At 76.8% G+C, this 26,764-nt stretch carries 23 protein-coding genes and 1 pseudogene; 8 read left to right on the forward strand and 16 right to left on the reverse strand.

The genetic code is table 11. From position 1 onward, the window contains the following. Positions 1–80: 80 nt before the first annotated feature. Entirely contained in the window at positions 81–1,334 is a 1,254-nt protein-coding gene (gene kynU, locus ACK586_RS06075; RefSeq protein WP_409329559.1) for a kynureninase, read from the reverse strand. A gap of 180 nt (positions 1,335–1,514) precedes the next feature. Here kynU and ctaJ point away from each other — a divergent pair, with 180 nt between their 5' ends. After that, positions 1,515–1,853: an aa3-type cytochrome oxidase subunit CtaJ gene (ctaJ, locus tag ACK586_RS06080; RefSeq protein ID WP_409329560.1), complete on the forward strand. Its 339-nt coding sequence runs from the start codon at positions 1,515–1,517 to the stop codon at positions 1,851–1,853. 48 nt (positions 1,854–1,901) lie between these two features. Further along, positions 1,902–2,366 carry a DUF5130 family protein gene (locus ACK586_RS06085; protein ID WP_409329561.1) on the forward strand — a complete coding sequence of 155 codons (465 nt, stop codon included), beginning with the start codon at positions 1,902–1,904 and terminating at the stop codon, positions 2,364–2,366. A 25-nt stretch (positions 2,367–2,391) separates the two neighbouring features. Here the strand turns inward: ACK586_RS06085 and ACK586_RS06090 are convergent, their stop codons facing one another. Then, positions 2,392–3,297, reverse strand: coding sequence for a DUF4349 domain-containing protein (locus tag ACK586_RS06090; protein ID WP_409329562.1), 906 nt, complete (start codon positions 3,295–3,297; stop codon positions 2,392–2,394). Positions 3,298–3,430: 133 nt separating this feature from the next. Further along, positions 3,431–5,983 (reverse strand): aminopeptidase N, encoded by a 2,553-nt coding sequence (pepN, locus tag ACK586_RS06095; RefSeq protein WP_409329563.1) that lies wholly within the window; start codon positions 5,981–5,983, stop codon positions 3,431–3,433. Between the two features lie 141 nt (positions 5,984–6,124). Here pepN and ACK586_RS06100 point away from each other — a divergent pair, with 141 nt between their 5' ends. Both ACK586_RS06100 and ACK586_RS06105 read left to right on the forward strand, forming a co-directional pair. Continuing rightward, positions 6,125–6,790: a mycothiol-dependent nitroreductase Rv2466c family protein gene (locus tag ACK586_RS06100; protein ID WP_409329564.1), complete on the forward strand. Its 666-nt coding sequence runs from the start codon at positions 6,125–6,127 to the stop codon at positions 6,788–6,790. A 51-nt stretch (positions 6,791–6,841) separates the two neighbouring features. Then, the gene (locus ACK586_RS06105; RefSeq protein WP_409329565.1) at positions 6,842–7,597 is read left to right on the forward strand and encodes an SDR family oxidoreductase; all 756 of its coding nucleotides are present in this window, start codon (positions 6,842–6,844) and stop codon (positions 7,595–7,597) included. On the opposite strand, the gene ACK586_RS06110 is transcribed toward ACK586_RS06105, so the two are convergent. The 10 genes and pseudogenes from ACK586_RS06110 to ACK586_RS06155 form a co-directional block, all read right to left on the reverse strand. After that, positions 7,590–8,276 carry a 4'-phosphopantetheinyl transferase family protein gene (locus tag ACK586_RS06110; protein ID WP_409329566.1) on the reverse strand — a complete coding sequence of 229 codons (687 nt, stop codon included), beginning with the start codon at positions 8,274–8,276 and terminating at the stop codon, positions 7,590–7,592. The two genes, ACK586_RS06105 and ACK586_RS06110, sit on opposite strands and share 8 nt — an antisense overlap. Then, a complete protein-coding gene (sbnB, locus tag ACK586_RS06115) occupies positions 8,273–9,298 on the reverse strand; it encodes a 2,3-diaminopropionate biosynthesis protein SbnB (protein WP_409329567.1) in 1,026 nt (341 codons plus the stop codon). Before sbnB ends, ACK586_RS06110 begins: the two co-directional genes overlap by 4 nt. After that, positions 9,295–10,296: a TauD/TfdA family dioxygenase gene (locus ACK586_RS06120; protein WP_409329568.1), complete on the reverse strand. Its 1,002-nt coding sequence runs from the start codon at positions 10,294–10,296 to the stop codon at positions 9,295–9,297. Before ACK586_RS06120 ends, sbnB begins: the two co-directional genes overlap by 4 nt. Before the next feature lie 2 nt (positions 10,297–10,298). After that, the gene (locus tag ACK586_RS06125) at positions 10,299–12,776 is read right to left on the reverse strand and encodes a non-ribosomal peptide synthetase (RefSeq protein WP_409329569.1); all 2,478 of its coding nucleotides are present in this window, start codon (positions 12,774–12,776) and stop codon (positions 10,299–10,301) included. Further along, positions 12,773–14,965: a Pls/PosA family non-ribosomal peptide synthetase gene (locus ACK586_RS06130; RefSeq protein WP_483409969.1), complete on the reverse strand. Its 2,193-nt coding sequence runs from the start codon at positions 14,963–14,965 to the stop codon at positions 12,773–12,775. Before ACK586_RS06130 ends, ACK586_RS06125 begins: the two co-directional genes overlap by 4 nt. Before the next feature lie 178 nt (positions 14,966–15,143). After that, positions 15,144–15,650 (reverse strand): annotated as a pseudogene (locus tag ACK586_RS06135) (acyl carrier protein); the annotation flags it as partial. Further along, a complete protein-coding gene (sbnA, locus tag ACK586_RS06140) occupies positions 15,647–16,648 on the reverse strand; it encodes a 2,3-diaminopropionate biosynthesis protein SbnA (RefSeq protein WP_409329571.1) in 1,002 nt (333 codons plus the stop codon). The pseudogene ACK586_RS06135 and the gene sbnA, both read right to left, overlap by 4 nt. Before the next feature lie 635 nt (positions 16,649–17,283). Beyond that, on the reverse strand, positions 17,284–18,714 hold the full coding sequence (locus ACK586_RS06145; protein ID WP_409329572.1) for a M1 family aminopeptidase: 1,431 nt from the start codon (positions 18,712–18,714) through the stop codon (positions 17,284–17,286). Between the two features lie 141 nt (positions 18,715–18,855). After that, positions 18,856–19,638, reverse strand: a complete 783-nt coding sequence (locus ACK586_RS06150) for an MBL fold metallo-hydrolase (protein ID WP_409329573.1) — start codon at positions 19,636–19,638, stop codon at positions 18,856–18,858. Continuing rightward, on the reverse strand, positions 19,635–19,829 hold the full coding sequence (locus tag ACK586_RS06155; RefSeq protein ID WP_409329574.1) for a hypothetical protein: 195 nt from the start codon (positions 19,827–19,829) through the stop codon (positions 19,635–19,637). Before ACK586_RS06155 ends, ACK586_RS06150 begins: the two co-directional genes overlap by 4 nt. Positions 19,830–19,855: 26 nt before the next feature. On the opposite strand from ACK586_RS06155, the gene ACK586_RS06160 reads away from it, so the two are divergent. Together ACK586_RS06160 and ACK586_RS06165 are read left to right on the forward strand one after the other, a co-directional pair. Next, positions 19,856–20,353: a ribose-5-phosphate isomerase gene (locus ACK586_RS06160; RefSeq protein WP_409329575.1), complete on the forward strand. Its 498-nt coding sequence runs from the start codon at positions 19,856–19,858 to the stop codon at positions 20,351–20,353. Next, the gene (locus tag ACK586_RS06165; protein ID WP_409329576.1) at positions 20,350–20,940 is read left to right on the forward strand and encodes a hypothetical protein; all 591 of its coding nucleotides are present in this window, start codon (positions 20,350–20,352) and stop codon (positions 20,938–20,940) included. Before ACK586_RS06160 ends, ACK586_RS06165 begins: the two co-directional genes overlap by 4 nt. A 118-nt stretch (positions 20,941–21,058) precedes the next feature. On the opposite strand, the gene ACK586_RS06170 is transcribed toward ACK586_RS06165, so the two are convergent. Next, positions 21,059–22,300 carry a GNAT family N-acetyltransferase gene (locus ACK586_RS06170; RefSeq protein ID WP_409329577.1) on the reverse strand — a complete coding sequence of 414 codons (1,242 nt, stop codon included), beginning with the start codon at positions 22,298–22,300 and terminating at the stop codon, positions 21,059–21,061. A gap of 87 nt (positions 22,301–22,387) precedes the next feature. Between ACK586_RS06170 and ACK586_RS06175 the strand changes: the two genes are divergently transcribed. Continuing rightward, entirely contained in the window at positions 22,388–22,807 is a 420-nt protein-coding gene (locus tag ACK586_RS06175) for a hypothetical protein (RefSeq protein WP_409329578.1), read from the forward strand. A gap of 35 nt (positions 22,808–22,842) precedes the next feature. On the opposite strand, the gene ACK586_RS06180 is transcribed toward ACK586_RS06175, so the two are convergent. Further along, positions 22,843–23,487 carry a response regulator gene (locus tag ACK586_RS06180; protein WP_409329600.1) on the reverse strand — a complete coding sequence of 215 codons (645 nt, stop codon included), beginning with the start codon at positions 23,485–23,487 and terminating at the stop codon, positions 22,843–22,845. Then, on the reverse strand, positions 23,487–24,812 hold the full coding sequence (locus tag ACK586_RS06185; RefSeq protein ID WP_409329579.1) for a sensor histidine kinase: 1,326 nt from the start codon (positions 24,810–24,812) through the stop codon (positions 23,487–23,489). Before ACK586_RS06185 ends, ACK586_RS06180 begins: the two co-directional genes overlap by 1 nt. A gap of 263 nt (positions 24,813–25,075) precedes the next feature. Here ACK586_RS06185 and ACK586_RS06190 point away from each other — a divergent pair, with 263 nt between their 5' ends. Next, positions 25,076–26,716, forward strand: a complete 1,641-nt coding sequence (locus tag ACK586_RS06190) for a hypothetical protein (RefSeq protein WP_409329580.1) — start codon at positions 25,076–25,078, stop codon at positions 26,714–26,716. Positions 26,717–26,764 lie beyond the last annotated feature (48 nt).

The raw sequence follows: 26,764 nt of genomic DNA on the forward strand, positions 1-26,764 counted from the left end.
CGCCCCCCCGCCGGCCCCCCGCCGGCGCTCGCGCCCCGCGCCCCCCAGCCCCCGACGCCCCCACTGCGGCGGAAGGGGACTCAGGTGACGCGGGGGCGCTCGGTCGGGTAGGCCTCGTGCGCGGCGGTGGCCAGCACGTCGCGGAAGCGGTCCATCGCGTCCCAGACGTCGGTGAACCGGGTGTACAGCGGCGCCGGGCCCAGGCGCACGCGGTCCGGCGTCCGGAAGTCCGGGACGACGCCGCGGTCGACCAGTGCCTGGGTCACCTGCCACGCCCGCGGGTGGGCGAGGCTGACGTGCGACCCGCGGCGGGCGGCGTCGCGCGGCGAGGCCACCGCCACGCCGTACGGCGCGAGCCACGCGTCCGAGAGCGCCACCAGCAGGTCCGTCATCGCCCGGCCCTTGGCGGCCAGCCGGTCGACGCCGGCCTCGGCGACCAGCCGCACGCCGACCTCGACCGCCGCCATCGCCAGCACCGGCGGCGTCCCGACACCGAAGCGCTCGATCCCCGGGGCCGGGTCGTAGACCGGGCCCATCGCGAACTGGTCCCGCTGGCCGAACCACCCCCAGATCGGCTGGCGCACCCGGTCCTGCAGCTCGCGCCGCACGTAGAGGAAGGCGGGCGCCCCCGGGCCGCCGTTGAGGTACTTGTACGTGCAGCCCACGGCCAGGTCCGCGCCGATCGCCTCGAGCCCGACCGGGACCGCGCCGGCGGCGTGCGAGAGGTCCCAGAGCACCAGCGCGCCGGCCTCGTGCACCAGCCGGGTGACCGCGGCGAGGTCGGCCAGCGCACCGGAGCGGTAGGCCACCGCCGAGAGGACGACGACCGCCACCCGTTCGTCCAGCGACGCGGCCAGCACGTCGAGGTCGAGCCCCTCGTCGATGTGGGCCGGCACCTCCCGCACCTGCATCCCGCGCGCCCGGGCGACGCCCGCCACGAGGTAGCGGTCGGTGGGGAAGTCGTCGGCGCAGCACACCAGGACGTCGCGCTCCGGCCGGGCGTCGGCGCCGGCCCAGATCAGCTTGTACAGGTCCACCGACGTCGAGTCGCCCACCAGCACCTCGCCGGGCCGCGCGCCGAGCACCCCGCCGGCCAGCAGGTCGCCGAGCTCGGTCGCCCGCCCGATCCACGACGACCACGAGCCGACCAGCCCGGCGCCCCACTGCTCCGCGGCGACCCGGGCCAGCGCGGCCGGGGTCTCACGCGGGAGCCGGCCCAGCGAGTTGCCGTCCATGTACAGCAGGGCGTCGTCCGCGACGACGAACCGGTCGCGGAACCCGGCGAGCGGGTCGGCGGCGTCGAGGGCCTCGGCGGCAGCGCGGGTCAGGTCCACGGTCCCTGTCTACCGAGCGAGCGCTCCGCACGCGCGGAGGTCCGCACGGGGCAGGGGCACGTCGCCCGCGGGAGTCGCCGGGCGGTGCCGGACGGCGGCGCGAACCGGGGGCCGCGCCGGCACCCGCCGGGCCGGGACATGACCGCGGGTCGACCACCGCCAGCCGGTAGGTTGTCGGGTGTGAGCGTCGCCGAGACCATCCTCGTCTACGGGGTCATCCCGCTCGGGATCATCCTCTTCTTCGTGGTCCTGACCCTGCTCCCGGGCCGGACGAAGAAGGCCCGCTACAAGCCGGGCCAGCCGTGGGACCACGAGCCGGTCTGGTGGGAGCCGCACCCCCTGCACGGGCCCGCGGCCGGCAACCACGACGGCGACCCCAAGGCGATCGGCTCGTCGGTGTACCAGGAGCCGGGCGGCGCGGGGCACGAGCTCCCCGCGGGTGCCGGTGCACGCTCGGCCCCGGCTCGTCCCGCCCCGGTGCCCAGCGGGCCGCTCGGCGGCGCGCGCGGGACCTGGTGAGCCCCGCCCCATGACCACCGCACCCCAGATCGTCCCCGGAGGCCGGCGATGACCCGCTCGATCGAGGCCACGTCGCACGACACGGCCACCGCCTACACCGACCCGGCGCGCACCGACGAGGTCGAGGGCCCCGGCAGCGGGCCGTTCAGCCTGCAGGAGCTCTCCCGCCTGGACGAGGCGCTCACCATGTCCTCGCGGGAGACCGGCCTGCGGTTCACCCTCTACCTCGGCGACCTCGGCCAGCGCACCCGCTCGCGCGCCGAGGAGCTGCACGCCACCTCGGGCGGCGACCCGGCCGAGTCCGTGCTGCTGGCGGTCTCGCCGGGGCAGCGGGTGGTCGAGGTCGTCACCGGCCACGGGGCGGCGCGCCGGCTGCCCGACCGCGCCTGCGCCCTCGCGGTCCTCTCGATGACGAACTCCTTCGCCGCCGGCGACCTGGTGGGCGGCATCGTCAACGGGCTGCGCCAGCTGTCCGACCAGGCCGGCCACCCGCGGGGCCTGCGGACGCACTGACGGGCGGCCGGCGGGCCGTGCCCGTTCAGGCGGTCGCGTCGTCCGGGGCGCCCGCCGTCGCCGCGGCGGGACGGCGCCGGGTCCGCCGGACCCCCACCAGCGCGAGCCCGGCCACCGGCACCGCCACGAGCAGCCACGGCAGCAGGACGCCGAGCACCAGGACGGCGCCGCTCAGGGCTGCCGTCAGGCCCCGCCACCCGGCCCCCAGCCCCTCGACGAAGCCGTCCGGGCCGCCTGCCGGGGGCACCCCCTCCCGGACCAGGCGCACGGTGAGGGTCGACAGGGCCACCTGGTCGGCCAGGAACGCCCGCTGCGCCTGCAGCGACTCCAGCTGCCCCTGCCGGTCGGCCAGCGTCGACTCGACCGCCAGCAGCGCCGCGGTGTCGGCGGCTCCGTCCAGCAGGGCCAGCAGGCGCCCGACCGACGTCTGCAACGCCGTGATCCGGGCGTCCAGGTCGACGACGGCGGCGGTCACGTCCGAACGGGTCACCGACACGCTCTGCACGTCGCCGACGCCGGTCAGGTCGTCCAGGACGCCGTCCAGCTCTCCCGCCGGGACCCGGACCACGAGCTCGGCGGTGGCGTCGTCCGCGTCGGTCCCGGACGCCGCCCACTCGGTGCGCTCCTCGACCCGGCCACCGGCGGCTGCCACCAGCTCGCCGACCTGATCGGCGCCCTCGGCGGGGTCGTCCACGACGACGGTGGCGGTGGCGGTGGCGACCACCTGCCGGTCGGCGTCGGCGGCGGGGTCCGCCGACCCGCCGCCGTCGCCGCCCCCGGAGTCCTCCGCGCCGCCCGGCTCGGGCAGGCCCACGGCGCCGCCGCCACCGGAGCTCCCCGAGTCGGCGCCGCCGCCGGTGCACCCGGCGAGCAGCGCCGCGAGCAGCGCCAGGACGAGTGCCGCGACAGCCGTGCTCCGGGAGGGCCGCATGACCGGACGCTAGGCCCGTGGCGCTGCTGCGGAGCAGGTCCGAGGCCCAATCGTGACGGGGCGGCCCCGGAACGCGCGGGGCCCGGGACCCCGCACCGGGCCCGGGCTCCGCGGCCGACGACGGTCCGGACGGTCAGCCGTTCTCGGCGGCGTCCCGCTCGCGGGCGCGCAGCGACCGGGCGATTCCGTCCCGGCCCTCGGCGACCAGCCGGCGCAGCGACGCCGGGTGCTCGGGCTCGGCCAGCCACGCGTCGGCGGCCTGCACCGTCCGCAGCTCGACGACCGGCGGGAACAGGTACTGCACCGCGTTCTTGGCGATCTCCCCGGGGCGGTTCTCCCACAGCGGCCGGATGTCGGCGAAGTAGCGCTCCACGTACCCGGCGGTCAGCTCCCGCTGAGCCGGGTGCCAGAACCCGGCCAGCATGGCCTCGTGCACCGCGTTGGGGATGCTGGCGTCGGTGAAGGCCTTCCGCCAGGTCTCCTCCTTCGCCTCGGCCGTCGGGCGCAGTGCCCGGGCGGTGGCCGCCCGCCGCACGCCGGTGGCGGTGGCGTCCCGCTCGGCCTCGGCGTCGATGTCGGCGTCCCCCGCCGCGCCGATGGCGACCAGCCCGTTGAGGAACGCCCAGCGCGCGTCGGCGTCGACCTCCAGCCCCTCGACCGCGCGGGTGCCGTCGAGCAGCCCGCGCAGCACGGCGGCGTGCTCGTCGGTGCGGGCGGCGGATGCCAGGGTGCGCGACCACTGCAGCTGCTCGTCGCTGCCCGGGGCGGCGGCCTCCAGCGCCGACAGGGCCTTGTCGGCCAGCGCCCGCCACCCGACGTCGGCCCAGCGCGGGTCGGCGTAGGAGGTCAGCGCCGACTGCACCCGGGCCAGCAGCGACTGCACCACGCTGATCTCGGTCTCGGCGTCGATCCCGGCCAGCACCAGCTGCACCCACTCGCGCGCCGGCAGCTCGGCGTCCCGGGTCATGTCCCAGGCCGCCGACCAGCACAGCGCCCGGGCCAGCGGGTCGGACAGGGTGCCGATCGCCGTGCGCAGGGTCGCCAGCGACCGCTCGTCGAGCCGCAGCTTGGCGTAGGTCAGGTCGTCGTCGTTGACCAGGACCAGCGCGGCCGCCGGGTGCCCGGCCAGCTGCGGCACCTCGGTGCGCTCACCGTCGACGTCCAGCTCGACCCGCGTGGTGCGGGTCAGCCCCTCCGGACCGGTGTCGTAGAGCCCGACGGCGAGCCGGTGCCGGCGCAGGTGCGGGTGCTCGGGGACGGCGGTCTGCTCGATGGCGAAGGTCCGGTAGCGGCCGTCGTCGGTCAGCTCGAACACCGGGCGCAGGGTGTTGACCTGGCTGGTCTGCAGCCACTGCTGGGACCACTCGGTGAGGTCGCGGCCGGTGGCCTCCGACAGCGGGTCGAGCAGGTCGGCCAGGGTGGTGTTGCCGTACTCGTGGGCGCGGAAGTAGCGGCGGATGCCCGCGAGGAACTCGTCGCGGCCGACGTAGGCCACCAGCTGCTTGAGCACCGAGGCGCCCTTGGCGTAGGTGATGCCGTCGAAGTTCACCTCGACCGCGGCGACGTCGACCATGTCGGCGGCGATCGGGTGGGTGGAGGGCAGCTGGTCCTGCGCGTAGGCCCACGCCTTCTCGGTGTTGGCGAACGTCGTCCAGGCGGTCGTGAACTCGGTCGCCTCGGCCTGGCACAGCGTGCTGATGTAGGTCGCGAAGGACTCGTTGAGCCACAGGTCGTCCCACCAGCGCATGGTCACCAGGTCGCCGAACCACATGTGGGCGAGCTCGTGCAGGACCGTCTCGGCGCGCCGCTCGTAGCGCGCCCGGCTGGTCCGGGACCGGAAGACGTAGTCCTCGAGGAAGGTGACCGCCCCGGCGTTCTCCATCGCCCCGGCGTTGAACTCGGGCACGAAGAGCTGGTCGTACTTGTCGAACGGGTACGGGTAGTCGAAGACCCGGTGGTAGAAGTCGAAGCCCTGCTTGGTGACGGCGAACAGCGCCTCGGGGTCCAGGCGCTCGGCCAGCGTCGCGCGGCAGTACAGGCCCAGCGGGATGCCGTCGTGCTCGTCGGTCACCCGGGCGTAGGGGCCGGCGATCAGCGCGACCAGGTAGGTCGACAGCCGCTTGGTCGGCTCGAAGTGCACCAGCTGCGAGCCGCCGGGGCCGGCCTCGATCGTGCGGCCGCCGGTGTTGGAGACGACCTGCCAGTCGAACGGGGCGACCACGTGCACCGTGTAGGTGCCCTTGAGGTCGGGCTGGTCGAAGCAGGCGAACACCCGCTTGGCGTCGGCCGGCTCGAACTGGGTGTAGAGGTAGACCTGCCCGTCCTCGGGGTCGGTGAAGCGGTGCAGGCCCTCCCCGGAGTTGGAGTACCGGCAGTCGGCGACGACCTCGAGGGTGTTGCGCTCGGCGAGGCCCGGCAGCGGCAGTCCGCCGTCCTCGGTGTAGGTGGCGACGTCGAGGGCCTCGCCGTTGAGGGTGGCCGAGTGCACCGCGTCGGCGACGAGGTCGATGAACGTGCTCGCGCCCGGCTCGCGGCAGTCGAACTCCACCGTGGTCGTGGACCGGAAGGTCGACGTGCCCGGGTGCCCGGCGCCGTCGGTGAGGTCGAGGTGGAGGTCGTAGCCGCGCACGGCCAGCAGGCGCGCGCGGACGGCCGCGTCGGCGCGGGTCAGGTTGGGTACAGCCACGCCGGGCAGCTTCCCACGCGGGGACGACGCGCCGCCGGGCTGGACCCGGGAGGGAACATCCCGGGCGGCGGAGGACTTGGCAGCCCGCAGGGAGCCGGTGCGCACGGTGCCGGCCGACAGCCGAACCGAGGAGCACCACGCATGACCGAGGCAGTGCAGAGCGCACCCGTGAGGGCCCGCGTCGACTTCTGGTTCGACCCGCTGTGCCCCTGGGCCTGGCTGACCAGCCGCTGGGTGCTGGAGGCGGCGAAGGTGCGCGACATCGACCTGCACTGGCACGTCATGTCGCTCGCGGTGCTCAACCGCGGGCGCGACCTGCCGGAGGACTACCAGCAGATGATGACCAAGGCGATCGGCCCGGTCCGGGTCGCGATCGCCGCGGCGCAGCAGCACGGCGACGAGGTCCTCGGTGACCTCTACACGGCCATGGGCACGCTGCGCCACCACGAGGGCGTGGAGCTCGACGAGCTGGTCGTCCCGGCGCTCGAGCGGGTCGGCCTGCCCACCGCGCTGGCCGCGGCGGCCACCTCCACCGAGTACGACGAGGTCCTGGAGAAGAGCCACCACGCCGGCATGGACCCGGTCGGCGACGACGTCGGGACCCCGGTCATGCACATCGACGGCGTCGCCTTCTTCGGTCCGGTCATCAGCAGGGTGCCCACCGGGGAGGACGCCGGCAAGGCGTTCGACGGCGCGGTCCTGCTGGCCAACCTGCCCGACTTCTGGGAGCTCAAGCGCACCCGGCTCAGCGGGCCCGACCTGGACTCGGTCCCCGCCGACACCCTGCAGCTGCGCCGCACCGCCTGAGCCGAGTGCCCGCCGGAGTGGCCACTTCGGCGGGAATGGCATCCTCGGGCGGTGCCGAGTCCCACCCGTCAGCGGATCCTGATCACCGGCGCGAGCTCCGGCCTCGGGGCGGGCATGGCCCGCCGGTTCGCCGCCCGCGGCCGTGACCTCGCGCTCGTCGCCCGGCGCACCGAGCTGCTCGACGCCCTGCGCGAGGAGCTGCTGGCCGCGCACCCCGGCATCCGGGTGGTCACCGCCGCCCTCGACGTCGACGACGCCGCCGCCGTCGACGAGGTCGTGCCCGCGCTGGCCGGCGAGCTCGGCGGCCTCGACCGGTTCGTCGCCAACGCCGGCATCGGCAAGGGCGGTCCGGTCGGCACCGGCGCGGGCTGGGCGAACCGCGCCACGCTCTTCACCAACGTGCTGGGCACGCACGCGCAGTGCGAGGCCGCCGTCGAGCTGTTCCGCGCCCAGGGCCACGGGCACCTGGTGCTGATCTCCTCGGTCGCCTCGGTCCGCGGCATGCGCGGCACGCGGACGGCGTACGGGGCGAGCAAGGCGGCGCTCAACGCGCTGGCCGAGGGCATCCGCTCCGACCTGCTCGGCACCGGCATCCGGGTGACGACGGTGCTGCCCGGCTACATCGCGACCGACCTCAACGTGGGCCGCCGCGGACCGTTCACCGTCGGCCTGGACACCGGCGTCGACGCCCTGGTCTCGGCGATCGAGCGCGAACCGGTGCGGGCCTACGTGCCGGAGTGGCCGTGGCGGCCGGTCTCGGCGCTGCTGCGGGTGCTGCCGCTGCCGGTGGTCCGCCGCCTCACGTAGGGGCGGGCCGCGCGAGGGAGGCCCGCAACGGGGCGGCCGCGTCGCGCTCGCGGACCGCCACCGGGGCGTCCCCCAGCACGGCCAGCGCCCCGACCAGGCCGGCGGGCGGGGCGAGGTCGACCAGCCACGCCGGCCCGACGTCGCCGCGGAGCAGCCGCGGTGGCTCTCCGGGCGCCGACAGCACCAGGCCCGCCGGGTCGGCGTCCAGCCCGGTCCCGGTCGCCTTCAGCAGCGCCTCCTTGCGGGTCCACGTCGTCGCCAGGCCGGCGGGGGTGGGCGGCCGGCGCTCCTCCCGGGCGAGGACGACGTCGGCCAGGCCGGTGTCGCAGAACCCGGCGACCTCCTCGACGTCCACGCCCACCGGCCGGTCCGCGCAGACGGCGACGACCAGGCAGTCACCGGCGTGCGCCACGGACACCTCCGGGCCGCCGGCCAGCCGGGGGCGCCCGTGCGGCCGGCCGCAGCGGGGGCAGCCGCGCTCCACGGGGACCAGCGCCGGCGGCAGGCCGAGCACCGGGCCGAGGACCAGGCGGAGCACCACCGCCGACGCCGTCGCCCTCCGCCGGTCGGCCGGCCGGGCGAACCGGTCCCGGCGGCGCAGCTCCGCCGGCGGCAGCAGCGCGTCGTGCTCCGGCCGCAGGTCGCCGACCCGCGCCCACCAGAGGTCGCAGGTGCTCACCCGTGGCGGCGCAGCTCGGAGAAGAAGTCCCCGACCACGTGCAGGCCGCCGGTGCGCGCCACCTCGTCGTGGACGAAGCGGCCCACGGCCAGGTCGAGCACGCCGAGGCCGAAGGGGGAGAAGACCACCGTCCGGTCCCCGGGCACCTCGATCCGCCCGGTCAGCACGTCGTCCAGCGTGCCGGCCAGGAAGTCGCGGCTGCCGGTCAGCTGCTCGGTGAGGTGCGGGGAGGTCTCGGCCTTGAGGCAGTGCTCGACGTCGTCGACGACGTTGACCGCGGCGAGCAGCACCTCCGGCGCCAGGTCGCGCAGCGACAGGTGCAGCACCACGGGGGCGTGGTCGAACCACCGCGGCTCGTGCACGTGCGGCCGCGCGGCGACGGTGGCGAAGACCACGAGGTCGCTGTCGCCGATCAGCGACCCCACCTCGGTGTGCACGACCACCTCCGCGGCGGTGCCCGCCCGGTGCAGGTAGCCGCGGAAGCCGGCGGCGCTCTCGGCCGACAGGTCGTGCACGCCGATCCGGTCGAACGACCACCCGGTGCCGGTGAGGAAGCCGTGCACGTACCGGGCGATCAGGCCGGTGCCGACGAAGCCCACGCGGGCCGGGCGGGCGCGAGTGCGGGTCAGCCGGTCCGCGGCCAGGGCGGCCGACGCCGCCGTCCGGGTCGCGCTGATCACCGAGCTCTCCAGGCAGGCGAACGGGTAGCCGGTGGCGGCGTCGTTGAGGATGAGCACGGCGGAGGCGCGGGGCACCCCGGCCGCCACGTTCTCCGGGAAGCTGGAGATCCACTTCATCCCGTGCACCGGGTCCGGCCCGCCGAGCGAGGCGGGCAGCGCGATGATCCGCGCGGTCGGCCGGTCGGGGAAGCGCAGGAAGTACGACGGGGGGTTCACCGTCCCCCCGGAGCCGTGCAGCCGGTAGGTGGCCTCGACGAGGTCCACCAGTTCCTTCTCCCGGCCGTGCAGCACCTCCTGCACCTGGGCGCCCGGCACCACCGCGAACGACGGGACGACGCTCACCGCAGCGCTCCCTCGCCGGAGGGCGGGGTGAACCGCACCGGATCGGCCAGCCCGACGAGCACCTCGCGGGCACCGCGGTAGGGCTCGCGGGCGTGCGCGGTCGCGACGTTGTCGACCAGCAGCAGGTCGCCGGCCTGCCACGGCTCGCGGACGGTGTGCGCGTCGTAGACCTCGGTGAGCAGGGCGACGACGTCCTCGCCGACCGGGTCGCCGCCGCCGAAGCGGGTGGTGAACGGCAGCCCGTCCGGGCCGTGCTCCTCGACCAGGTACTCGCGCACCTCCGGGTCGAGGGTCCACTCGCTGAGGAAGGCCACCTGGTTGAACCAGCAGCGCGCGCCGGTCAGCGGGTGGGGCACCACGGCCCGGCGGCGCTGGCGGGTGCGCAGCCCTCCGTCGGGCAGCCACTCCAGCTCGATGGCGTCGGCGCGGCCGGCGGCCTCGACGGCCGCCCGGTCGCCGGTGCCGAAGGCCTCGGCCCAGGAGGCGCCGATGTCGTCGCCGTAGGTGCGCACCAGCAGCCAGCCCTCGCGCTCGAACCGGTCGACCAGGGCGGGAGGCAGGGCGGCGAGGACGGCGGCGGCGTCGGCGAGCGGGGTGGCCCCGCCCTCGGCCGGCGCGACCAGGCAGGCGAAGAGCAGCAGGCCGGGCACCTCCAGCCGGTAGCTCAGCTCGTGGTGCATGCACATCTGCTGGCCGGCCGGCCACGGGGTCGCCCCGTGCACCCCCGGGCCGCGGACCTCGCGGGGCGCGAACGCCTCGCGCTCGGGGACGAGCGTGCCGGCGGCCGCGGCGAAGGTGGCCGCGACGTCGTCGGCGTCCCGCAGGCCGAGGCCGCGGACGACGACGGCGCCGTGCTCGGCCACGAGCCCGCGCAGCGCGGCCCGGTGCGCGGCCGCCCACCGGGCGGGCTCGCCGCCGGCCTCGGCGGGCAGGACGGCGGGGCGGCCGGGCGCGAGGTCCGGCGCGGGCAGGGACAGGGGCGGGGAGGAACGCAGCATGGTCAGGGCCTTCCGGAGAGCAGGTCGGCGAGGTCGGCGAGCACGGGCACGGCCAGGACGTCCCGGTGCGAGATCGCCCGGTCGAGCGCGACGGCGAGCTTGACGGCCGACAGCGACGTGCCGCCCAGCTCGACGAAGGAGTCGGACCGGCCGATCCGGTCCTCGGGGACGCCGAGCACGGCCGCCCACGCGGCGGCCAGCCGCCGCTCGGCGTCGGTGCGCGGCCGGTCGCCGGCGGGGGAGGCGCCGGCGGGGGAGGCGCCGGCGACCGGCGGTGCGCCGGCGGACAGCTCGGCGGCCAGCACGGCCAGGGCCCGCCGGTCGACCTTCCCGTTGGCGGTCAGCGGCAGCGCGTCGCGCCACCAGATCGCCGTCGGCACCATGTAGCCCGGCAGCGTGGCGGCCAGCCGGGACCGGACCAGGTCCGGGTCGACCGGCCGCGGGCCGGAGCAGAATGCGGCCAGGTGCGCGGGCGAGCCGCCGCGGTCCACGACCACGACCGCCCCGTCGCGGACGCCCGGCACCTGCAGCAGGGCGTTCTCGACCTCGCCGAGCTCGATCCGGAAGCCGGAGACCTTCACCTGCGCGTCCCGGCGGCCGAGGAACTCGAGCGTGCCGTCGGGCCGCCAGCGGCCGAGGTCGCCGGCGAGGTAGAGCCGCTCGCCCGGCCGGTGCGGGTCGGGCACGTAGGCCCGCCGGGTGCGCTCGGGGTCGTTGACGTAGCCGCGGCCCACGCAGACGCCGGAGAAGACGATCTGCCCGGGGGCGCCCAGCGGCACCGGGTCCAGCCGATCGTCGACGACGAGCACCCGGACGTTGGCGATCGGCCGGCCCAGCGGCACCCGGCCGTCCTCGGGTGGGCGGCGCAGCACGTGGTGGTTGGTGTCGTCGGAGGTCTCGGTGAGCCCGTAGGCGTTGACCAGCGGAACGTCCGGCACGGTGGCGAACCAGCGCGCGGCCAGCTCCGGCTTCAGCGCCTCGCCGGTGACCGAGACGCAGCGCAGGTCCGGCAGGGCCCGGGGGTGCTGCTCCAGGTGGGCCAGCACGACGTCGAGGTAGGAGGGCACCACCTGGACGACGGCGACCCGGCCGGCGACCAGCGTGTCGACGAACGCCGCGACGTCGAGGATCACCGGCTGCTCGACGACCAGCGTGCGGCCGCCGGCCACGAGCCCGGCGAGCAGCTGCCACAGCGAGATGTCGAAGCACTGCGGTGCGGTCTGGGCGACGACCTGCCCCTCGGTGATGCCGAGGTCGTCGATCTTGGCGAGCACGTGGTTGAGGAACCCGGCGTGCTCGCACATCGCCCCCTTCGGCTCGCCGGTGGAGCCGGAGGTGAAGTAGAGGTAGGCCAGCTGACCCGCCCCGACCCGCACCCCGACCGGGCCGTCGTCGTGCCCCTCGGCGCAGGCGTCGCCGACCAGCAGCCGCTGCACGCCCGGCAGCTCGTCCAGCGCCCGGTCGAGGGACGCCGTGGCGCCGGGCTCGGTGAGCACCAGCCGGCAGCCGGCGCGGCGCAGGGTGGTCGCGATGCGGTCGGCGGGGAAGTGCGGCTCGACGGGCAGGTACGCCCCGCCGGCCTTGAGCACCCCGAGGACGGCGGCCGGCCAGTCCAGGTCGCGCTCGGTGACCACGGCGACGACGTCCTCGGGCTGCAGGCCGCGGGCCAGCAGGGCCCGGGCCAGCCGGTTGGCGCGCGCGTCCAGCTCGCGGTGGGTCCACGAGCGCGCGCCGCAGACCACGGCGACGGCGTCCGGCCGGGAGCGGGCCTGCTCCTCGACCAGCTCGTGCACGCGCCGGTCGGGCAGGTCGCGGACCGGCCCGGCGAGGTCCTCCAGCTGGAACCGCAGCTCCTCGGGCGACAGGAGGCAGCCGGCGTGCGGGTCGCCGCCGGGATCGGCGGTCAGCAGCGCCAGCGCGGTGCGGTGGTAGCCGGCGATGCGGGCGGCGGCGGCGCGGTCGAGGGCGTCGGCGCGGGCGCGGACCACCAGCCGGTCCCCGGCGAGGCCGATCCGCAGCACCGCGCCCCCGGGCAGCGGGCCGGCGCCGTCCGGGTCGAGCACCGCCTCGACCGGCACCGGCCCCTCCCCGGTGGCGGCGTCCCCGGCGCGGACCTCGGCGGCGGCCTCCTGCACCAGGTCCTGCCAGGAGGGCCGGTCCGTGGCGACCCGGCAGGGGCGGGGCGGCTCCCCCGCGGCGGGCACCAGGCCGGTGACCACCTCCCGCTCGCCGGACAGGGCCGCGAGGACGACGGCGTGCGCGGCGAGCAGCACCGCCGACCGGGGCACCGCCAGGGCGGCCGCGAGCCGGCGCACGGCTGCCGCGACGCCGTCCGGCAGCACCGCCTCGACGTCCACCGTCCCCGGCCCGGGGGCGCTGGCCCAGCGCGGGACGGGGGTCGCGTCGCCGGCCGGCACCGGCTCGTGCCGGAGCTCCCGGTCCGGTCCGGAGCGGGGGCGGGGCACCACGGCGCTGCTCATCGCGCCACCGCCGGCTGCCGCGGCTCGGGCGCGGCGGGACCGCCGGCCGGGAGGCCGGCGGCGGGACCGGCCGGCTGCGCGGGGTTGCCGCTCCACCGGTCACCCGCCGGCACCTCCTCCCCCTTCATGAGGAAGCTGTCGGGCGCGAGGACGGCGTCGTCGCCGATCGCGACGCCGTAGTGCACGAACGCGCCGACCGCGAGGGTGACCCGGTCGCCGAGCCGGGTGCGGTCGGACTTGAAGCCGCCGTCCTCCTGCGAGTGGCACTGCACCACGGTGCCGGCGTTGAGGGTGGCGTCGTCGCCGATCGTGACCAGGGTCCGCTCGGGGAGGAAGCAGCCGTCGTCGAACACCCGCCGGCCCAGCCGGGTGCCGAGGGCGCGGGAGACGAGGTTCTTGAACGGCGTCCCGGCGAAGCCCCGGTCGAACTCCGGGATCACCAGCTTCCAGTAGCGCTCGTGCCACCAGAAGTACGGCTCGTAGATGGAGCAGGACCGCGGGCTCAGCGGGCGGAAGCCGGTGGCCGCCCGCTCGACGAGGACGAAGTAGACGGCCGTGAACAGGGTGGCCAGCAGGATCTCCACGGCCACGGCGGGCGCCCCGAACCGGCCGTAGTAGTGCGCGCAGGCCAGCGCCAGGACGGTGAGGCCGAACACGTGCCCCCACCGCACGAGCAGCGCGAGCGCGATCGAGTGGCGGTTGTACCGGTTCTTGGCCCGCAGCCGGCGGTGCACCTCCCGCGGCTCGCGGAGGGGGTTGAGCCGGCTGTCGCGCAGCACGGTGCGCGGGATCTCGAACGGTGGCGAGCCCAGCAGGCCGACGCCGGTGCGGAGGGGGCCGTCGATCGGCACCATCGCCTTGGTGGCCAGCAGGCAGTCGTCCCCGACGCGGGCGCCGACCGGGTAGTGGATCCGGTTGCCCAGGAAGCTGTGCGCGCCGATCGACAGCGGCGACAGCCGGAACGAGGTGCTGGTGACGTCGGCGTTCATCACCGAGAGCCCGTCGGCGACCATCGTGCCGGCGCCCACGCCGACCAGGTACGGACTCTCGTGCTGCATCTGAGTCCCGAAGTTCGAGCCGGTCTGCTCCTCCCGGGAGGCGTCCCAGCCGATCCAGCGCAGGTAGCCGACGATGTAGGAGCTGTCCCCGAACAGGTACGGGAAGAACTTCCCGTTGGTCAGCCGGTGGATCGTGCGGTGCAGGGAGTACCGGAGGCCGTAGAGCGGGTAGACCTGCCCCGGGCGCAGGCCGAGCGCCAGCAGCCGGGGCAGCGCCGCGACCAGCAGCAGCCCGCCGACCACGAGCGTGGCGAACACCACCGCCGAGACCACCAGTGCCTCGCCGACCAGCGCCCAGCCGGTCGCATCGATCGCGGCCGGCGCCAGGATCCCGGCCACCGCGGGGTCGACCACCAGCAGGAAGTCGATCCCGGCCAGGACCAGCGGCAGGTACACCAGCGCCGTCGTCAGCAGCTGGGTGGTGGCGTAGCCCCCCCGCCGCAGGCGCCCGCAGCGGCGGTCGGGCACCGTCCGGTAGTCGACGTCGGTGCGGACGGCGGGGGAGCCGTGCCAGTGCTCGCCGGCGGGCACCGACTGGCCGGCGTGCAGCGACGAGGAGTGCCCGAGCTGGGCGCCGTCCCCCAGGCCGGTGTCGATGTCGAGCACCGTCGCCTCGCCGATCAGGACGTCGCGGCCGATGGTCACCGGCCCGGTCTCGATCCAGCCGTCCACGGCGCGGTAGCCGGCGATCAGCGAGTCCTTGCGGATCACGGTCCCCGCGCCGATGGTCAGCAGGTCGGTGCACACGGGCACGGCGTGGCCGAACACGACGACGCCGCGGCCGACCCTCGCCCCGAGCGCCCGCAGGTACAGCGCGTACAGCGGGGAGCCGTTGACCAGGAAGGCCAGCGGGTTGGCCCGGATCAGGGTCCTGACCAGCCAGAACCGCAGGTAGGCCGGGCTCCAGACGCGGATCCTGGTCGGTCGCCAGCGGCCGATCAGCACCCACTTCGCGGCGATCGGCAGCAGGCACATGCCGAGGAACAGCGCGCTGCCGAACACGACCGCCCGCGCGTAGACGTCGGCGGCGCCGGCGGCTCCGGAGATCCACCCGTGCCCCGCGGTGACCACCTCGGCGAAGCCCGCGACGTAGGCCACGAAGAGGAGGAGCTGGGCGGCGCCGCACAGCAGGTACGCGGCGGTGCCGGCGCGCGGCGCCGGCGGGCCCGGCCCCGGGGGCCGGGGGGGGGGCCCGGGGGGTGGCGGGGGGGGCGCGGCCCGGGGCCGGGGCCAGGGGGCCGGGTGCGGCGGCCGCGGCGGGAGGCGGTGCCGGCTCGGCCGGCGCCGCGGGGCTCGCCACCGCGGCGGCCAGCGCGCGCACCGTCGGGTGCTGGTAGACGTCGCGCACGGCGACGGCCGGCAGGTCGCCGCGCTTGCGGACGCGCGCGCAGAAGCGGGTCATCAGCAGCGAGTCGGCGCCCAGGTCGTCGAAGAAGTGGGCGTCGGGCGGTACGTCGTCGACCCCCAGCACGCCGGCGAGCTCGGCGGCCAGCGCCCGCTCCGGATCGGGGCCGCCGGCCTCCTCCCGTGCGGCGAGCAGGCCGGCGATCGTCGGGTGCTGGTAGACGTCGCGGATCGCGACGGCCGGCAGGTCCCCGCGCTTGCGGACGCGGGCGCAGAAGCGGGTCATCAGCAGCGAGTCGGCGCCCAGGTCGTCGAAGAAGTGGGCGTCGGGCGGTACGTCGTCGACCCCGAGGACGTCGGCCAGGACGTCGGCGAGGGCGGCGGCGAGCTCCCGGACCGGCACGGAGGCCGGTCCGGGAGCGGGTGCGGCGACGGGGTCCGCGGCGGCCCCGTCCACCAGGTCCGCGGTCACCGGACCAGCGCGTCCGTGCCGCGGGCCACCGGGTCGCGCCCCTCGGCGGCGAGCAGGTCGGTGCCGAACGCCTCCTCCACCCAGGAGGGCTGGTACACCGTGTCCAGGTACCGCTCACCCAGGTCGGGGGCGATGGCCACCGCCGTCAGGTCGCAGCCGTCGTGCCGGGCCAGCCAGCTCATCGCCCCGCTGACCACGGTGCCGGTGGAGCCGCCGAACAGGAAGCCGCTACGGGCCAGCCGGTGGCAGGCGCGGACGGTGTCGCGTTCCTCCACCCACAGCACCTCGTCGACGAAGCTCTCGTCGAGCTGGGCCGGCCGCACACCGGCGCCCAGCCCGGGGATCAGCCGCCTGCCGGCCGGGCGCCCGAACGTCACCGAGCCGACGGCGTCGACCGCCACGATGCGCACCGGCCGGTGCCACTCGGCGAAGAACCGGGCGCACCCCATGAGGGTGCCGGTGGTCCCCGCGCCGACGAAGAGCACGTCCAGCGCAGGGAACGACCGGGCGATCGCCGGTGCGGTCCACCGGTAGTGGGCCCGCCAGTTCCCCGGGTTCGTGTACTGGTTCAGCCACAGGTAGCGATCGTCGAGGGCGCACAGCCGCCGGACGTGCTCGAGCCGGGCGCCCAGCAGGCCGCCGGTGCCCGCCGGCTGGGTGACGACGTGCACCTCGGCGCCGAGGGCCTCCATGAGCCGCCGGGTGGCGGTGTTGCACCGCACGTCGGTCACGCAGAGGAACCGGCGCCCCTCGGCCGCCGCGAGCACGGCCAGCGCGACCCCGAGGTTGCCCGAGGAGGACTCGACCAGCACGGTGTCGGCGGTCAGCCGGCCCTCCCGCTCGGCGGCCTCGACCATCTCCCGGGCTGCCTTGAGCTTGATGGAGCCGGCGAAGTTGAAGCCCTCGCACTTCAGGAACAGCGAGTGGCCGAAGGACTTCCGCAGGTCGACGAAGAGGTCGTCCTCGTGGAACGCGTGGGGAGCCTCGATGACGGGCACGACGGCCCCCTCACCGGGCGGGAGGGCCGGCCGGGACCGCGACCGGCGGCGGTGGCGCGCCGGGAGCGGAGGTCGAGGGGCGGGGGCGATCGACTCTGATCGAGGTCATCGGGGATCCAAGCGGTCGGGGTCACGCTCCTCGGCGCGACGGCGGGCGGTCGTCGGCGACGCCCCGGAGGAGCTTCGGGGCGCGGAGGGGACCGGCCGGGGGACCGGACGCGGCCGGCGGGCAGCCGGTCCGCGGGCGGCGACCCGTGCGGGGTGGCCGGCGGTGGGCGGGCGCACCCGGGCGAGCGGTCCGTCGAACGCTCGGGGTCATGGCGCCTCCCGGTGCACGTACCCGGACAGCGTCGGTGCTGCCCCGGCACCTCCGGGACCCTGCGGTCCCCGGAGGGCAGCAACCTCGTAGCGGGTCCATCAACGGTCAAGCACGTGCCGAGCCACCCGAGCAGAAGGTCCCGGGCGGTCGTCGCGCGTTCCGACGACCCGCCATGCGCCGGTGACGATCCGTCACCGGCGCCCGCGGAACGGCGCGCGTCGCGCCTGCGATGTCCCGGCCGGGGCGCGCCGGGACCGGCGGCCGGGGCCGCAGGACGTGCCCCCGCCGTGACCGCGAGCGGGGCCCGATGGGTGGCTCAGCCGACGTCGGACCGATCCAGCGCGCCCGCCCGGAGCAGGACGTCGACGGCCTCGGGGAGGTCGGCCAGCGCCCGTGCGAGGTCGGCCGGCTGGGCGATCGTCCACGCCTGCCGGTCGACGTAGCACCGCAGCGCGGCGTCGAAGTCCTCGGCGCCGGCGGCCGACCGCGCCGCCTCCAGCGCGGCGGCGCCCTTGCCGTAGACGCGCTGCTCGTAGTCGTCCTGGTCGGCGAAGCCGGTCATCGGGCTGCCCACGTCACCGGGGACGTCCAGGTCCTCCTCGTGGGTGTGCCCGTCCGGGGCGGCGCCCTCGGCGAACGAGGCGAAGGACTCGTCCAGCCAGGGGTCCCGGAACTGCGAGTTGCCGACCATCCCGTAGAACCACATGTGCGCGACCTCGTGCACCACCAGCCCGAAGTCGTCGCTGCCCAGCAGGATCGACGAGGCGTACTCCTCGCCGCCGCCGCCCCCGTCGTCGCTGACCAGCGGAGCGGTCAGCGTCGGGTACGGGAACTCCCCGAAGCGCGCCTCGAGCAGCCGGATCGCATCGACGGTGTCGGCCGCCAGCTCGCCGGCGGAGGGGCCGGCACCCGGCAGCACGCCGGCGGTGACCCTGGTGTCGCCGGTCCGCGCGGTCGCGGTCTCGAACGCCCCGGCGGCCACGCTGACGTCGCGGGACACCGGCTCGTGCGACGTCCACACCCGCCGGCCGCCGGGCGCCGGGCGGGGCGGGTCCTGGGCCCCGGTCATCAGCACCACGAGGTCCTCGGGGGCGGAGACGCGGATCGTGGTGTCGGCCGCGGCCGCCGCCGTCGTCTCCCCGCTCACCTCGACGAACGGGTCGCGGGCCCATCCCACGCCGGGTTCCCAGGTGAGCAGCGGGAAGCCGCTGGCCCACCACGTCACGTCGTCGGCGGCCCCCAGGCGGTCGAAGCCGGCGGGTGTCCGCTCGGCCGTCAGGCGCAGCGTGAAGTCCAGCTCCACGCTCACCGGGGTGCCGGCGGGGACGGTGCCGCGCAGGTCCACCCGGTACAGGCCGCCGGGGCTCCCCGCGGCGGCGGAGGCGTCCACGTGCCCGCCGCCGGCGACCTCCGGCCCGCGCACCGCGTCGACGGTCAGCCGGTTCGGCGCGGACTGCGGCGCGTTGGGGACCAGCCGGAACCACAGCTGGTCGACGGGCAGGTCCGGGGTGAGGGTCACGGCCTCGGTCCCGGTCACGGCGCGGCGGTCGTCCGCCAGCCGGAAGTCCAGCGAGACGACCGGGCGGGCGGGGTCCGGCGCCGCCCGCCCCGCCGGGCACCCCGGCGCCGGGTCGGCGGCGGGCCGGTCGGCCGGTGCGGCGGTGCACCCCGCCAGCAGGACGGCGGCCGCACCGGCGACCGCCCAGCGGCGCACGGCCGGTCGAGGGAGGCGCTGGTCGTCCGGCATGGTCTCTGCCCACCCACCGGGACGGTCGGACCGGCACCCGGCAGGTCCTGCGGCGACCGCCCGTCGCGGGAAATGTAGGGACGCCGGCCGGTCGCGTACAGGCCCCCCGCGCCGTGGATCTGCTGCGGGCCGCGCGGGCGGTCAGCCCGGGAGGGCGTGGCGGCGCGCGGCGACGGCCATGGTCGCCTCGTCGTACGGACCGCGGTCCGGCCGCCCGGCGCGGACGGCGGCCAGCACCGCGAGCAGTTCCTCCCGCTGGGTGCCGACGAACGCCGCGTCCACCACCGCGCCGTGCCCGGGGACGACGGGGCCGCGGGCGAGGGCGTGCACCCGGCCCAGCGTCGCCGGCCAGTCGGCGGGAAAGGCGTCGTCGAACGCCGGCGGCGCGCCCTCCTCGACCAGGTCGCCGGCGAAGAGCACGGTGCCGTCGCCGGCGGTCTCCACCTCCACGACCAGATCGGCGTCGGTGTGCCCGCGGCCGAGGAACCGCAGCAGCACCTCCCGCCCGCCGACGTCGAGCACCGCGACGTCGTCGACCAGCACGTCCGGCGGGTCCAGCGGGGCCGCGGCGACCCGTTGCGCGCCGGCGTCGTCCCCTCCGGCGCGCAGCTCGGCCACCCGCGCCGCCCGCTGCGCCTCGCCGGTGGCCCGCAACCTCGCCGCGCAGCTGCGGTGCCCCCACACCGCGGCCGGTCGGAAGGCAGCGTTGCCGAAGCAGTGGTCGTAGTGGGCGTGGGTGTTCACCACGCTCCACGGGTGCGGGGTGACCCGGCGGACCGCGGCGATCAGGTCCGCGGCCTCGCCGAGGTCCGAGCGGGTGTCGACCACCAGGCACGCGCCGTCGCCGACCACCAGCCCGCAGTTCAGGTCCAGCGAGGCGTGCCGCCGGACGAACACGCCGTCGGCGACCTCGACGAAGGTCACCACGACACCCGCATGGGCCGGTCGCGGGCGTCCCGGTCGCCGGAGCCCGCGCGCTGCGCCTGCCCGTCGGGGATCCGGCGGGCCGTCCGGGCGGCCGCGCAGGAGTCGGGGACCAGCAGCCGCGCCGTCCGGCCCTCCGGCAGGGCGCCCGCCCAGCGGCCCCGCCACCCGTCGACACCCGGCACCGGCACCCGGTGAGCCTGACAGACTCGGGGCCATGCGCGTCTTCGTCGGCACCGACCATGCGGGCCTGGAGTTCAAGGACCACCTGATGCAGGCCCTCGCCGCGGCCGGGCACGAGCCGGTCGACTGCGGAGCGTTCGAGTACGACGCCCAGGACGACTACCCGCCCTTCTGCTTCGAGGTCGGCGAGCGGGTCGTCACCGAGCCGGGCAGCCTCGGCGTGGTCATCGGCGGGTCGGGCAACGGCGAGCAGATCGCGGCCAACAAGGTGCCCGGCGTCCGCGCCGCGCTGGTCTGGAACACCGCCACCGCCGAGCTCGCCCGCCAGCACAACGACGCCAACGTCGTGGCCGTCGGCGCCCGCCAGCACGGCGTGGAGGAGGCGACCGGGCTGGTGCTGCACTTCCTGGCCACGGACTTCAGCGGGGACGAGCGGCACGCGCGCCGCATCGGGCTGATCGCCGACTACGAGCGCGATCGGCACCGCCCGGCCGGCGGGCTGCCCACCCGCTCGGAGGCGTCCGCGGGATGACCGGCGCGCAGCTGCGGCGGGCTGCCGCAGCGGCCCGCGCGCTGCTCGCCCCGGTGCCCGACGGCACCGCCCGGGTCCCGGCGATGGCCGACGACGTCGCCGGACTCGTCGCCCACGTGACCGGCTGCCTGGTCCGGTACGCCCACGACCTGGCCGCCGGGCCGGAGCGCACCGACGGCTTCACCCTCGGCCGGCGACCGGAGGCCGACCTGCCCGAGCTGCTCCGCCAGCAGGCGGCGGCCGCCGAGGTGCTGGCCCGAACCGTGGACGGCGCGCACCCGGGGGAGCGGGGATGGCACGACTGGGGCCGGCCCGACGCCTCCGGCTTCGCGGCCATGGGCGCGGCCGAGCTGCTGGTGCACACCGGTGACGTCGCCGACGCGCTCGGCCTGGACTGGGCACCGCCGGCCGACCTGGCCGACGTCGTCGTCGTGCGGCTGTTCCCCTGGGTCCCGCCGGACGCCGAGCCGGCCGCCGCGCTGCGGTGGGCCACCGGCCGCGGCGCCCTCCCCGGGGTCGAGCCGCTCGCGTCGTGGCGCTGGCACTGCGCGCCGCTCGAGGAGTGGGACGGCACGCGACCGGGATAGAACGGCCGCGCTGCAGGGGCCCGCGCCGAGCGTGCGAGAGAGAGGACCTCCCGGCCCCCCACCGCTCGCGCGCTCGCGGCGGGACCCTGCCGGCAGGCCGAGGTGGCGGGGTCCTTCCTCAGAAGTCGTCGGGGCACCAGGGGGCGACCGGCCAGGAGAACGCGGTGGCCGCCAGCGTCACCGCACCCGGGCTGACCTCCGTGACCCGGCCGGCCGCCTGCAGCGTGGCCAGCGAGACCCCGCCGAGGTAGGCCGCCGCCAGGTCCTCGGCGCCGAGCACCAGGTCGGGGTCGCTGTCGGTGGGCGCGCAGAAGCCGCCGGCGGGGTGCGCGGTGAGTGCCCACCGCCCGTCGTTCCACGGGCAGAACGGGTCCCGGACCTCGAGCACCAGGTTGATCCGGGTCGGGTAGCGGCGGGCGGCCAGCGCGCGGCCGACGTCGACCAGCCGCACCCACAGCGTGTCGACCGGCCGGGCGTGCAGCGCCCGCGGATCGGCCAGCAGGTACCGCAGCGGGTCGTCGGGCGACTGGTGCGGGGCCCGCACCGTGCGCACCAGGTCGATCGAGAACAGGTACCGCCACAGCGCCGCGTACGCCTGCGTGCTCTCCGCGCGCACCTCCTCGACGTTGAGCGTGCTGTCGGCCATCCCGTCGTCGTCCCACCGCGGCCGCACCCGGTAGGCGGCGTACCCGGTCACCGAGCCGTCGTCCTCGGTGTGCAGCAGGTACCGGCGTGCCGAGGCGCCGCCGCGCCGGTCGCGGCGGTCCTCCAGGATCTGGTCCCACCACGCGCCGGTCCGGGCCATGGTGCCGGGCACCTGGCGGCGCAGCCGCTCGTGCACCGCCGCGGCGGCCGGGCGGTAGGCCTCGAGGGGCACCGGCGTCACCCGGCCTGCGCCGAAGGCGACGTCGCGGCGGAACGCGAGCTCGGCCGTCCGGCCGGTGAGACCGCCGCGCCAGGCCGCGGGGGCGTAGCCGTACCGGCCGTAGATGGCGCCCTCCGACGCCCACAGCGCGGCCACCGGCTCCCGCTCCCGGTCGTGCAGCTCGGTGAGCTGGCGGCGCATGATCGCGGTCAGCACGCCGCGGCGGCGGTGCGTGGGCGAGACGGTCACCCAGGTGACGCCCGCGCACGGGACGACGGCGCCCGGGACGGTCAGCTCGCGGCTGTAGACGCCGGCCGTGGCGGCCACCCGGTCGCCGTCCCACAGGCTCAGCGAGCGGTCCAGCTCCGCGGTCGCGGGCGGCGCGGCCAGCCACTCCTCGGAGGAGTCCTCGCCGAATCCGGTGGTCATGGCCCGGCCGAAGGCGGGCCACTCGTCGGCGGTCACCGGGCGCAGCCGGGCGGTCAGGTCGTCCACGGCTCGTGTCTACCGGCCGGGGACGGCGGTGCGCCAACGGGTTGCGGCCGGGGACATCCGGCCCGGGTCGGTGCCAGGATGCCGCCCATGGATCCGGCGCAGCGGCCCATCGGGTGGTGGGTCAAGCACCTCGACGCCCTGCTGGAGGACGTGGTGGACGCCGCCGTGGCCGGGGAGGGGCTGACCCGCAGGCACTGGCAGGTGCTGCACACCCTGGCGGGCGCACCGGCCGAGGAGGCCGCGCTGGCGCGGGCGCTGGCCGACTTCGACGGCCACCTCCCGGCGATCGCCGCGGACCTCTACGGCCGCGGCTGGGTCGACCGGGTCACCGGGGCGCTGGCGCTGACCGCCGAGGGACGGATCGCGCACGAGCGGCTGGAGCGGGCGATCGGCCGGGTGCGGCGGCACGCGGCCGACGGGCTGTCCCGGCAGGAGTACGAGCGCACCGTCCTCGTGCTCAGCCGGATGGCGCGCAACATCGAGCGCGCGCTGGGCCGCGACGCCTGAGCCGCCCGGCCGTCGGCTGCGCAGGCGCCCCGCCCTCAGCTGCGCAGGTAGGCCAGCGTCGCCATCACCCGGCTGTTGCGGTCCTCGTCGGGGGCCAGGCCGAGCTTGGCGAAGATCCGCTGGGTGTGCTTCTCGACCGCTCCCGGCGTGACGACGAGCAGCCGCGCGATCGCGGCGTTGGAGTGCCCCTCGGCGATCATGCCGAGCACCTCCCGCTCGCGGGGGGTGAGCCGGCGCACCGGGTCGTCGGCCCGCCGCCGGGCGAACAGCTGGGCCACCACCTGCGGGTCGAGCACGGTGCCGCCGGCTCCGACGTCGGACAGCGCCGACATCAGCTGGTCCAGGTCGGACACGCGGTCCTTGAGCAGGTAGCCGACCCCGCCGCGGCCGTCGGCGAGCAGCTCGTCGGCATAGGCCACCTCCACGTACTGGGAGAGGACGAGCACCGCCGTCCCGGGCGCGGCGGCGCGGGCCTCGACCGCGGCGCGCAGCCCCTCGTCGGTGTGCGTGGGCGGCATCCGGACGTCGACGACGGCGACGTCGGGCCGCAAGCGGGTGACCGCCCGCACCAGCGACGGTCCGTCGCCGACCGCCGCCACGACCTCGGTCCCGGCCTCCTCCAGCAGGCGCACCAGGCCCTCGCGGAGGAGCACCGAGTCCTCGGCCAGCACGACCCGCATCACGCGCCGGGGACCTCGGCGGTCAGCCGGGTCGGGCCGCCGCGGGGGCTGTCCACGGCCAGGGTGCCGTCGGCGGCGCGCAGCCGGTCGGCCAGGCCGGCCAGGCCGTGCCCGGGCGCGGCCACGGCCCCGCCGTGCCCGTCGTCCTCGACCACGACCCGCAGCAGGCCGCCGTCGGCCCGGGAGACCGCCACCCGGCAGACCGACGCGCCGCTGTGCTTGGCCACGTTGGCCAGGGCCTCGCTCACCACGAAGTAGGCGGTGTTCTCCACCGCCGGCGCGAGCCGCTCCCCGGGCAGGTCGACGGAGAGCTCCACGGGCACCGGCGGGCGCGCGGCCAGCGCGGCGAGCGCGGCGGCCAGCCCGCGGTCGGCGAGCACCGGTGGTGCGATGCCGCGGGAGAGCGCCCGCAGCTCCTCCAGCGCCTCGCGGGCCAGGCCGGCCGCCTCGCCGAGCGTGCTGCGGGCGGCGGCGGGGTCGCGGTCGAGCTGCCGCTGCGCACGGGCCAGGTCCATGCCCAGGCGCACCAGGTGCTGCTGCGGGCCGTCGTGGATGTCACGCTCCAGCCGGCGCAGCGCCACGGCCTCGGCGGCGACGGCCGCGTCCCGGCCCCGGGTGGCCCGCTCGACCTGCTCCTGCGCGGCGGCCCGGGAGGTGAGCAGCGCCCGGCCGACCTGGGCCTGCAGCACCGCCACACCGCGCACGACCACGGGCAGCAGCAGCGCGAGCAGCAGCCCGAGCGCGGCGTGGAAGGCGACCCGGACGGCGTAGCCGTCGCCGAACCCGAGCAGCTCCGGCAGGTCCTGGTCGTCGGGGCCGTCGGGCAGCGCCCAGCCCCAGGCGGCCCAGGTCAGCCCGCCGAGGGCGCCGGCCCAGAACGCGACGGTGACGCCGAACGACAGGATCGCGAACGGGAGGCGGACCACCGCGTGCAGGGCGTCCAGCCAGCACTGCGCGTCCCGCAGCGGCGTCAGCAGCCGGCGCAGCGCCGACCCCTCGGCCCGCCGGTAGACCGGCCGGGGCAGCTCCCGCCGCAGCACCGCGGGGAGCCAGGCCCGCTCGGCGGTGGCGAGGCCGCGCGCGGCGACCAGGGTCAGGGCGAGGACGGCGACCCCCACCCAGACCACCAGCAGGCCCACGCCCAGAGACAGCCCGGGAACGACGACGACGAAGGCGGCGAGCGCCACCGGGAACGAGGCGAGCGCGTAGCCGGTGTCGACGCCGAGCTGCCGGACGACCGTGCGCCGGGGCCCGGGTGCGGCGGGGACGGCGGGCAGGCGGACGGTGCCGGCTCGCGTGCCGGGGCTCTGCGTGCTGGACGTCATGGCGTCGAACCTGCGGCCGCGGCGGCTCCGGGCCGATCCCGCCACCCGGCCGGTCCCGTGTCGGGCTGGCCCGACGGCGGGGCGGATGCACGGGGGCGAGGGTTCGGCGGCGGGGGCTCGGCGGGCATGGCGACGGCGATGCTCCCGCCGGCCTGCGGCCGGTGTCCAGGACCCGGCCCGTGCGGGGAGGTCGTTACTGTCGACACCGGCCTCGGACGGCGGCGACGGTGCCGCCGGCGCGGGCCGGGGGAGGAGCGGCTGTCGTGCGCAGGAGGATCTGGTCGGCCGGGTTGGCCGTCCTGCTGGTCGGTGCCTGTTCGGGCGGGGACGGCGAGGGACCGGACCGGGACGAGCGGGGCACCGCGACCGTCGGGACCTCGGCGCCCGACGAGCGGCTCACCGTGGTCGGCCACGCCGATCCCGTCGCGGCCGCCGCCGGCGCCAGCCGGGCGCTGTTCGACGAGGCCGGGGTCGCGGTTCTGGCCCGCGACGGCGACCGCGCCGGCGAGCTGCTCGGCGCCTCGGCCGCCGCCGGCCTCGGGGTGCCGCTGCTGCTCGAGCCCGCCCGCGGCGGATCGTCCGCCGCCACCGACGAGCTGGAGCGGCTCGGGGTGACCACCGTGCTGGCCGTCGGGGAGGCCACCGCCGAGGACGCCGGCGTGGACGTCGTCCGCGTCGCCGCCGACCCCGGCGCCGTGGAGGACGCGACGGGTCTGGACCTCGGGGACGCCGAGGAGGTCGCCGAGGACGGCGCGGTGGCCGCGGTCGCCGCGCTCGACCCCGAGCAGCCGGTCGCGCTCGTGCCCGAGGACGGGTCCCCGGCGGACGACGTCGACGGTGACGGGCGGCTGCCCGCCGTCGACAGGCCCGAGCCGCTGACCGGGACCCTGGTGCTCACCACCGGCAGCCCCGAGTCCCTCGCCGCCGTGGCCACCGCGCGGGCGGCCGGGGCCCGGGTGCACGTCACCGACGGCGTCGCGGACCCGCGCGCCTCGGCCGACCTGGTCGACCTGATGGCCGAGGAGCAGCCGGAGTCGGTGGTGGCCCTCGGGGCCGACCTCGACGCCGAGGACGGCCTGGACTGGAAGCTGGAGACGGCGGCCACCGGCGAGCAGCTGCCCGGCGGCGGCCAGACGCTGTTCCCGGGCAAGCTGCTCATCGCGCTCTACGGCCACCCGGGGACGGCGGCGCTCGGCCTGCTCGGCGAGCAGGACGTCGACGGCGCCATCGACCGCGCCCGGCAGTACGCCGCCGAGTACGAGCCGCTCGTCGACGCGACGGTCGTCCCCTCCTTCGAGATCATCGCGACGGTGGCCTCGGAGTTCGCCGGCCCCGACGGCAACTACTCCACCGAGGCCGACATCGAGGTGCTGCGCCCCTGGGTCGAGGCGGCCGGCGAGGCCGGCGTCTACGTCTTCCTGGACCTGCAGCCGGGCCGGACCGACTTCGTGACCCAGGCCGAGCTGTACCGGCCGCTGCTCGAGCTGCCCCACGTCGGGCTGGCGCTGGACCCGGAGTGGCGGCTCGAACCGAACCAGGTGCACCTGACCCAGATCGGCTCGGTGGACATCGAGGAGGTCAACCGGGTCGTCACCTGGCTGGCCGACCTGACGCGGGAGAACGCGCTGCCGCAGAAGCTGCTGGTCCTGCACCAGTTCCGGCTCGACATGCTCCCGGGCCGGGAGCGGCTGGACCTCTCCCGCGACGAGCTCGCGGTGCTGATCCACGCCGACGGGCAGGGCCCGCAGGGGTCGAAGCAGGCGACCTGGCAGGCGCTGCGCGCCGACGCACCGCCGGTGTGGTGGGGCTGGAAGAACTTCATCGACGAGGACCAGCCGATGCTCACCCCGCAGGAGACCGTCACCCAGGTGGTGCCCCTGCCGGAACTGGTCAGCTACCAGTAGCCGCAGGGGCTCCCGTCCTGTCGGTCCCCTGTGGTGTGCTGGCGCCTC

Origin of the sequence: Trujillonella humicola (assembly GCF_046233715.1) — a bacterium.
In the GTDB taxonomy this organism is placed as follows: domain Bacteria; phylum Actinomycetota; class Actinomycetes; order Mycobacteriales; family Geodermatophilaceae; genus Trujillonella; species Trujillonella humicola.

Coding starts and splice junctions, on each gene's coding strand:
- ACK586_RS06175 (WP_409329578.1), top strand. CDS start 22,388: ATGGATCCGGCGCAGCGGCCCATCGGGTGGTGGGTCAAGCACCTCGAC.
- ACK586_RS06125 (WP_409329569.1), bottom strand. CDS start 12,776: ATGAGCAGCGCCGTGGTGCCCCGCCCCCGCTCCGGACCGGACCGGGAG.
- ACK586_RS06145 (WP_409329572.1), bottom strand. CDS start 18,714: ATGCCGGACGACCAGCGCCTCCCTCGACCGGCCGTGCGCCGCTGGGCG.
- ACK586_RS06180 (WP_409329600.1), bottom strand. CDS start 23,487: ATGCGGGTCGTGCTGGCCGAGGACTCGGTGCTCCTCCGCGAGGGCCTG.
- ACK586_RS06165 (WP_409329576.1), top strand. CDS start 20,350: ATGACCGGCGCGCAGCTGCGGCGGGCTGCCGCAGCGGCCCGCGCGCTG.
- ACK586_RS06090 (WP_409329562.1), bottom strand. CDS start 3,297: ATGCGGCCCTCCCGGAGCACGGCTGTCGCGGCACTCGTCCTGGCGCTG.
- ACK586_RS06100 (WP_409329564.1), top strand. CDS start 6,125: ATGACCGAGGCAGTGCAGAGCGCACCCGTGAGGGCCCGCGTCGACTTC.
- ACK586_RS06085 (WP_409329561.1), top strand. CDS start 1,902: ATGACCCGCTCGATCGAGGCCACGTCGCACGACACGGCCACCGCCTAC.
- ACK586_RS06185 (WP_409329579.1), bottom strand. CDS start 24,812: ATGACGTCCAGCACGCAGAGCCCCGGCACGCGAGCCGGCACCGTCCGC.
- ACK586_RS06160 (WP_409329575.1), top strand. CDS start 19,856: ATGCGCGTCTTCGTCGGCACCGACCATGCGGGCCTGGAGTTCAAGGAC.
- ACK586_RS06120 (WP_409329568.1), bottom strand. CDS start 10,296: ATGCTGCGTTCCTCCCCGCCCCTGTCCCTGCCCGCGCCGGACCTCGCG.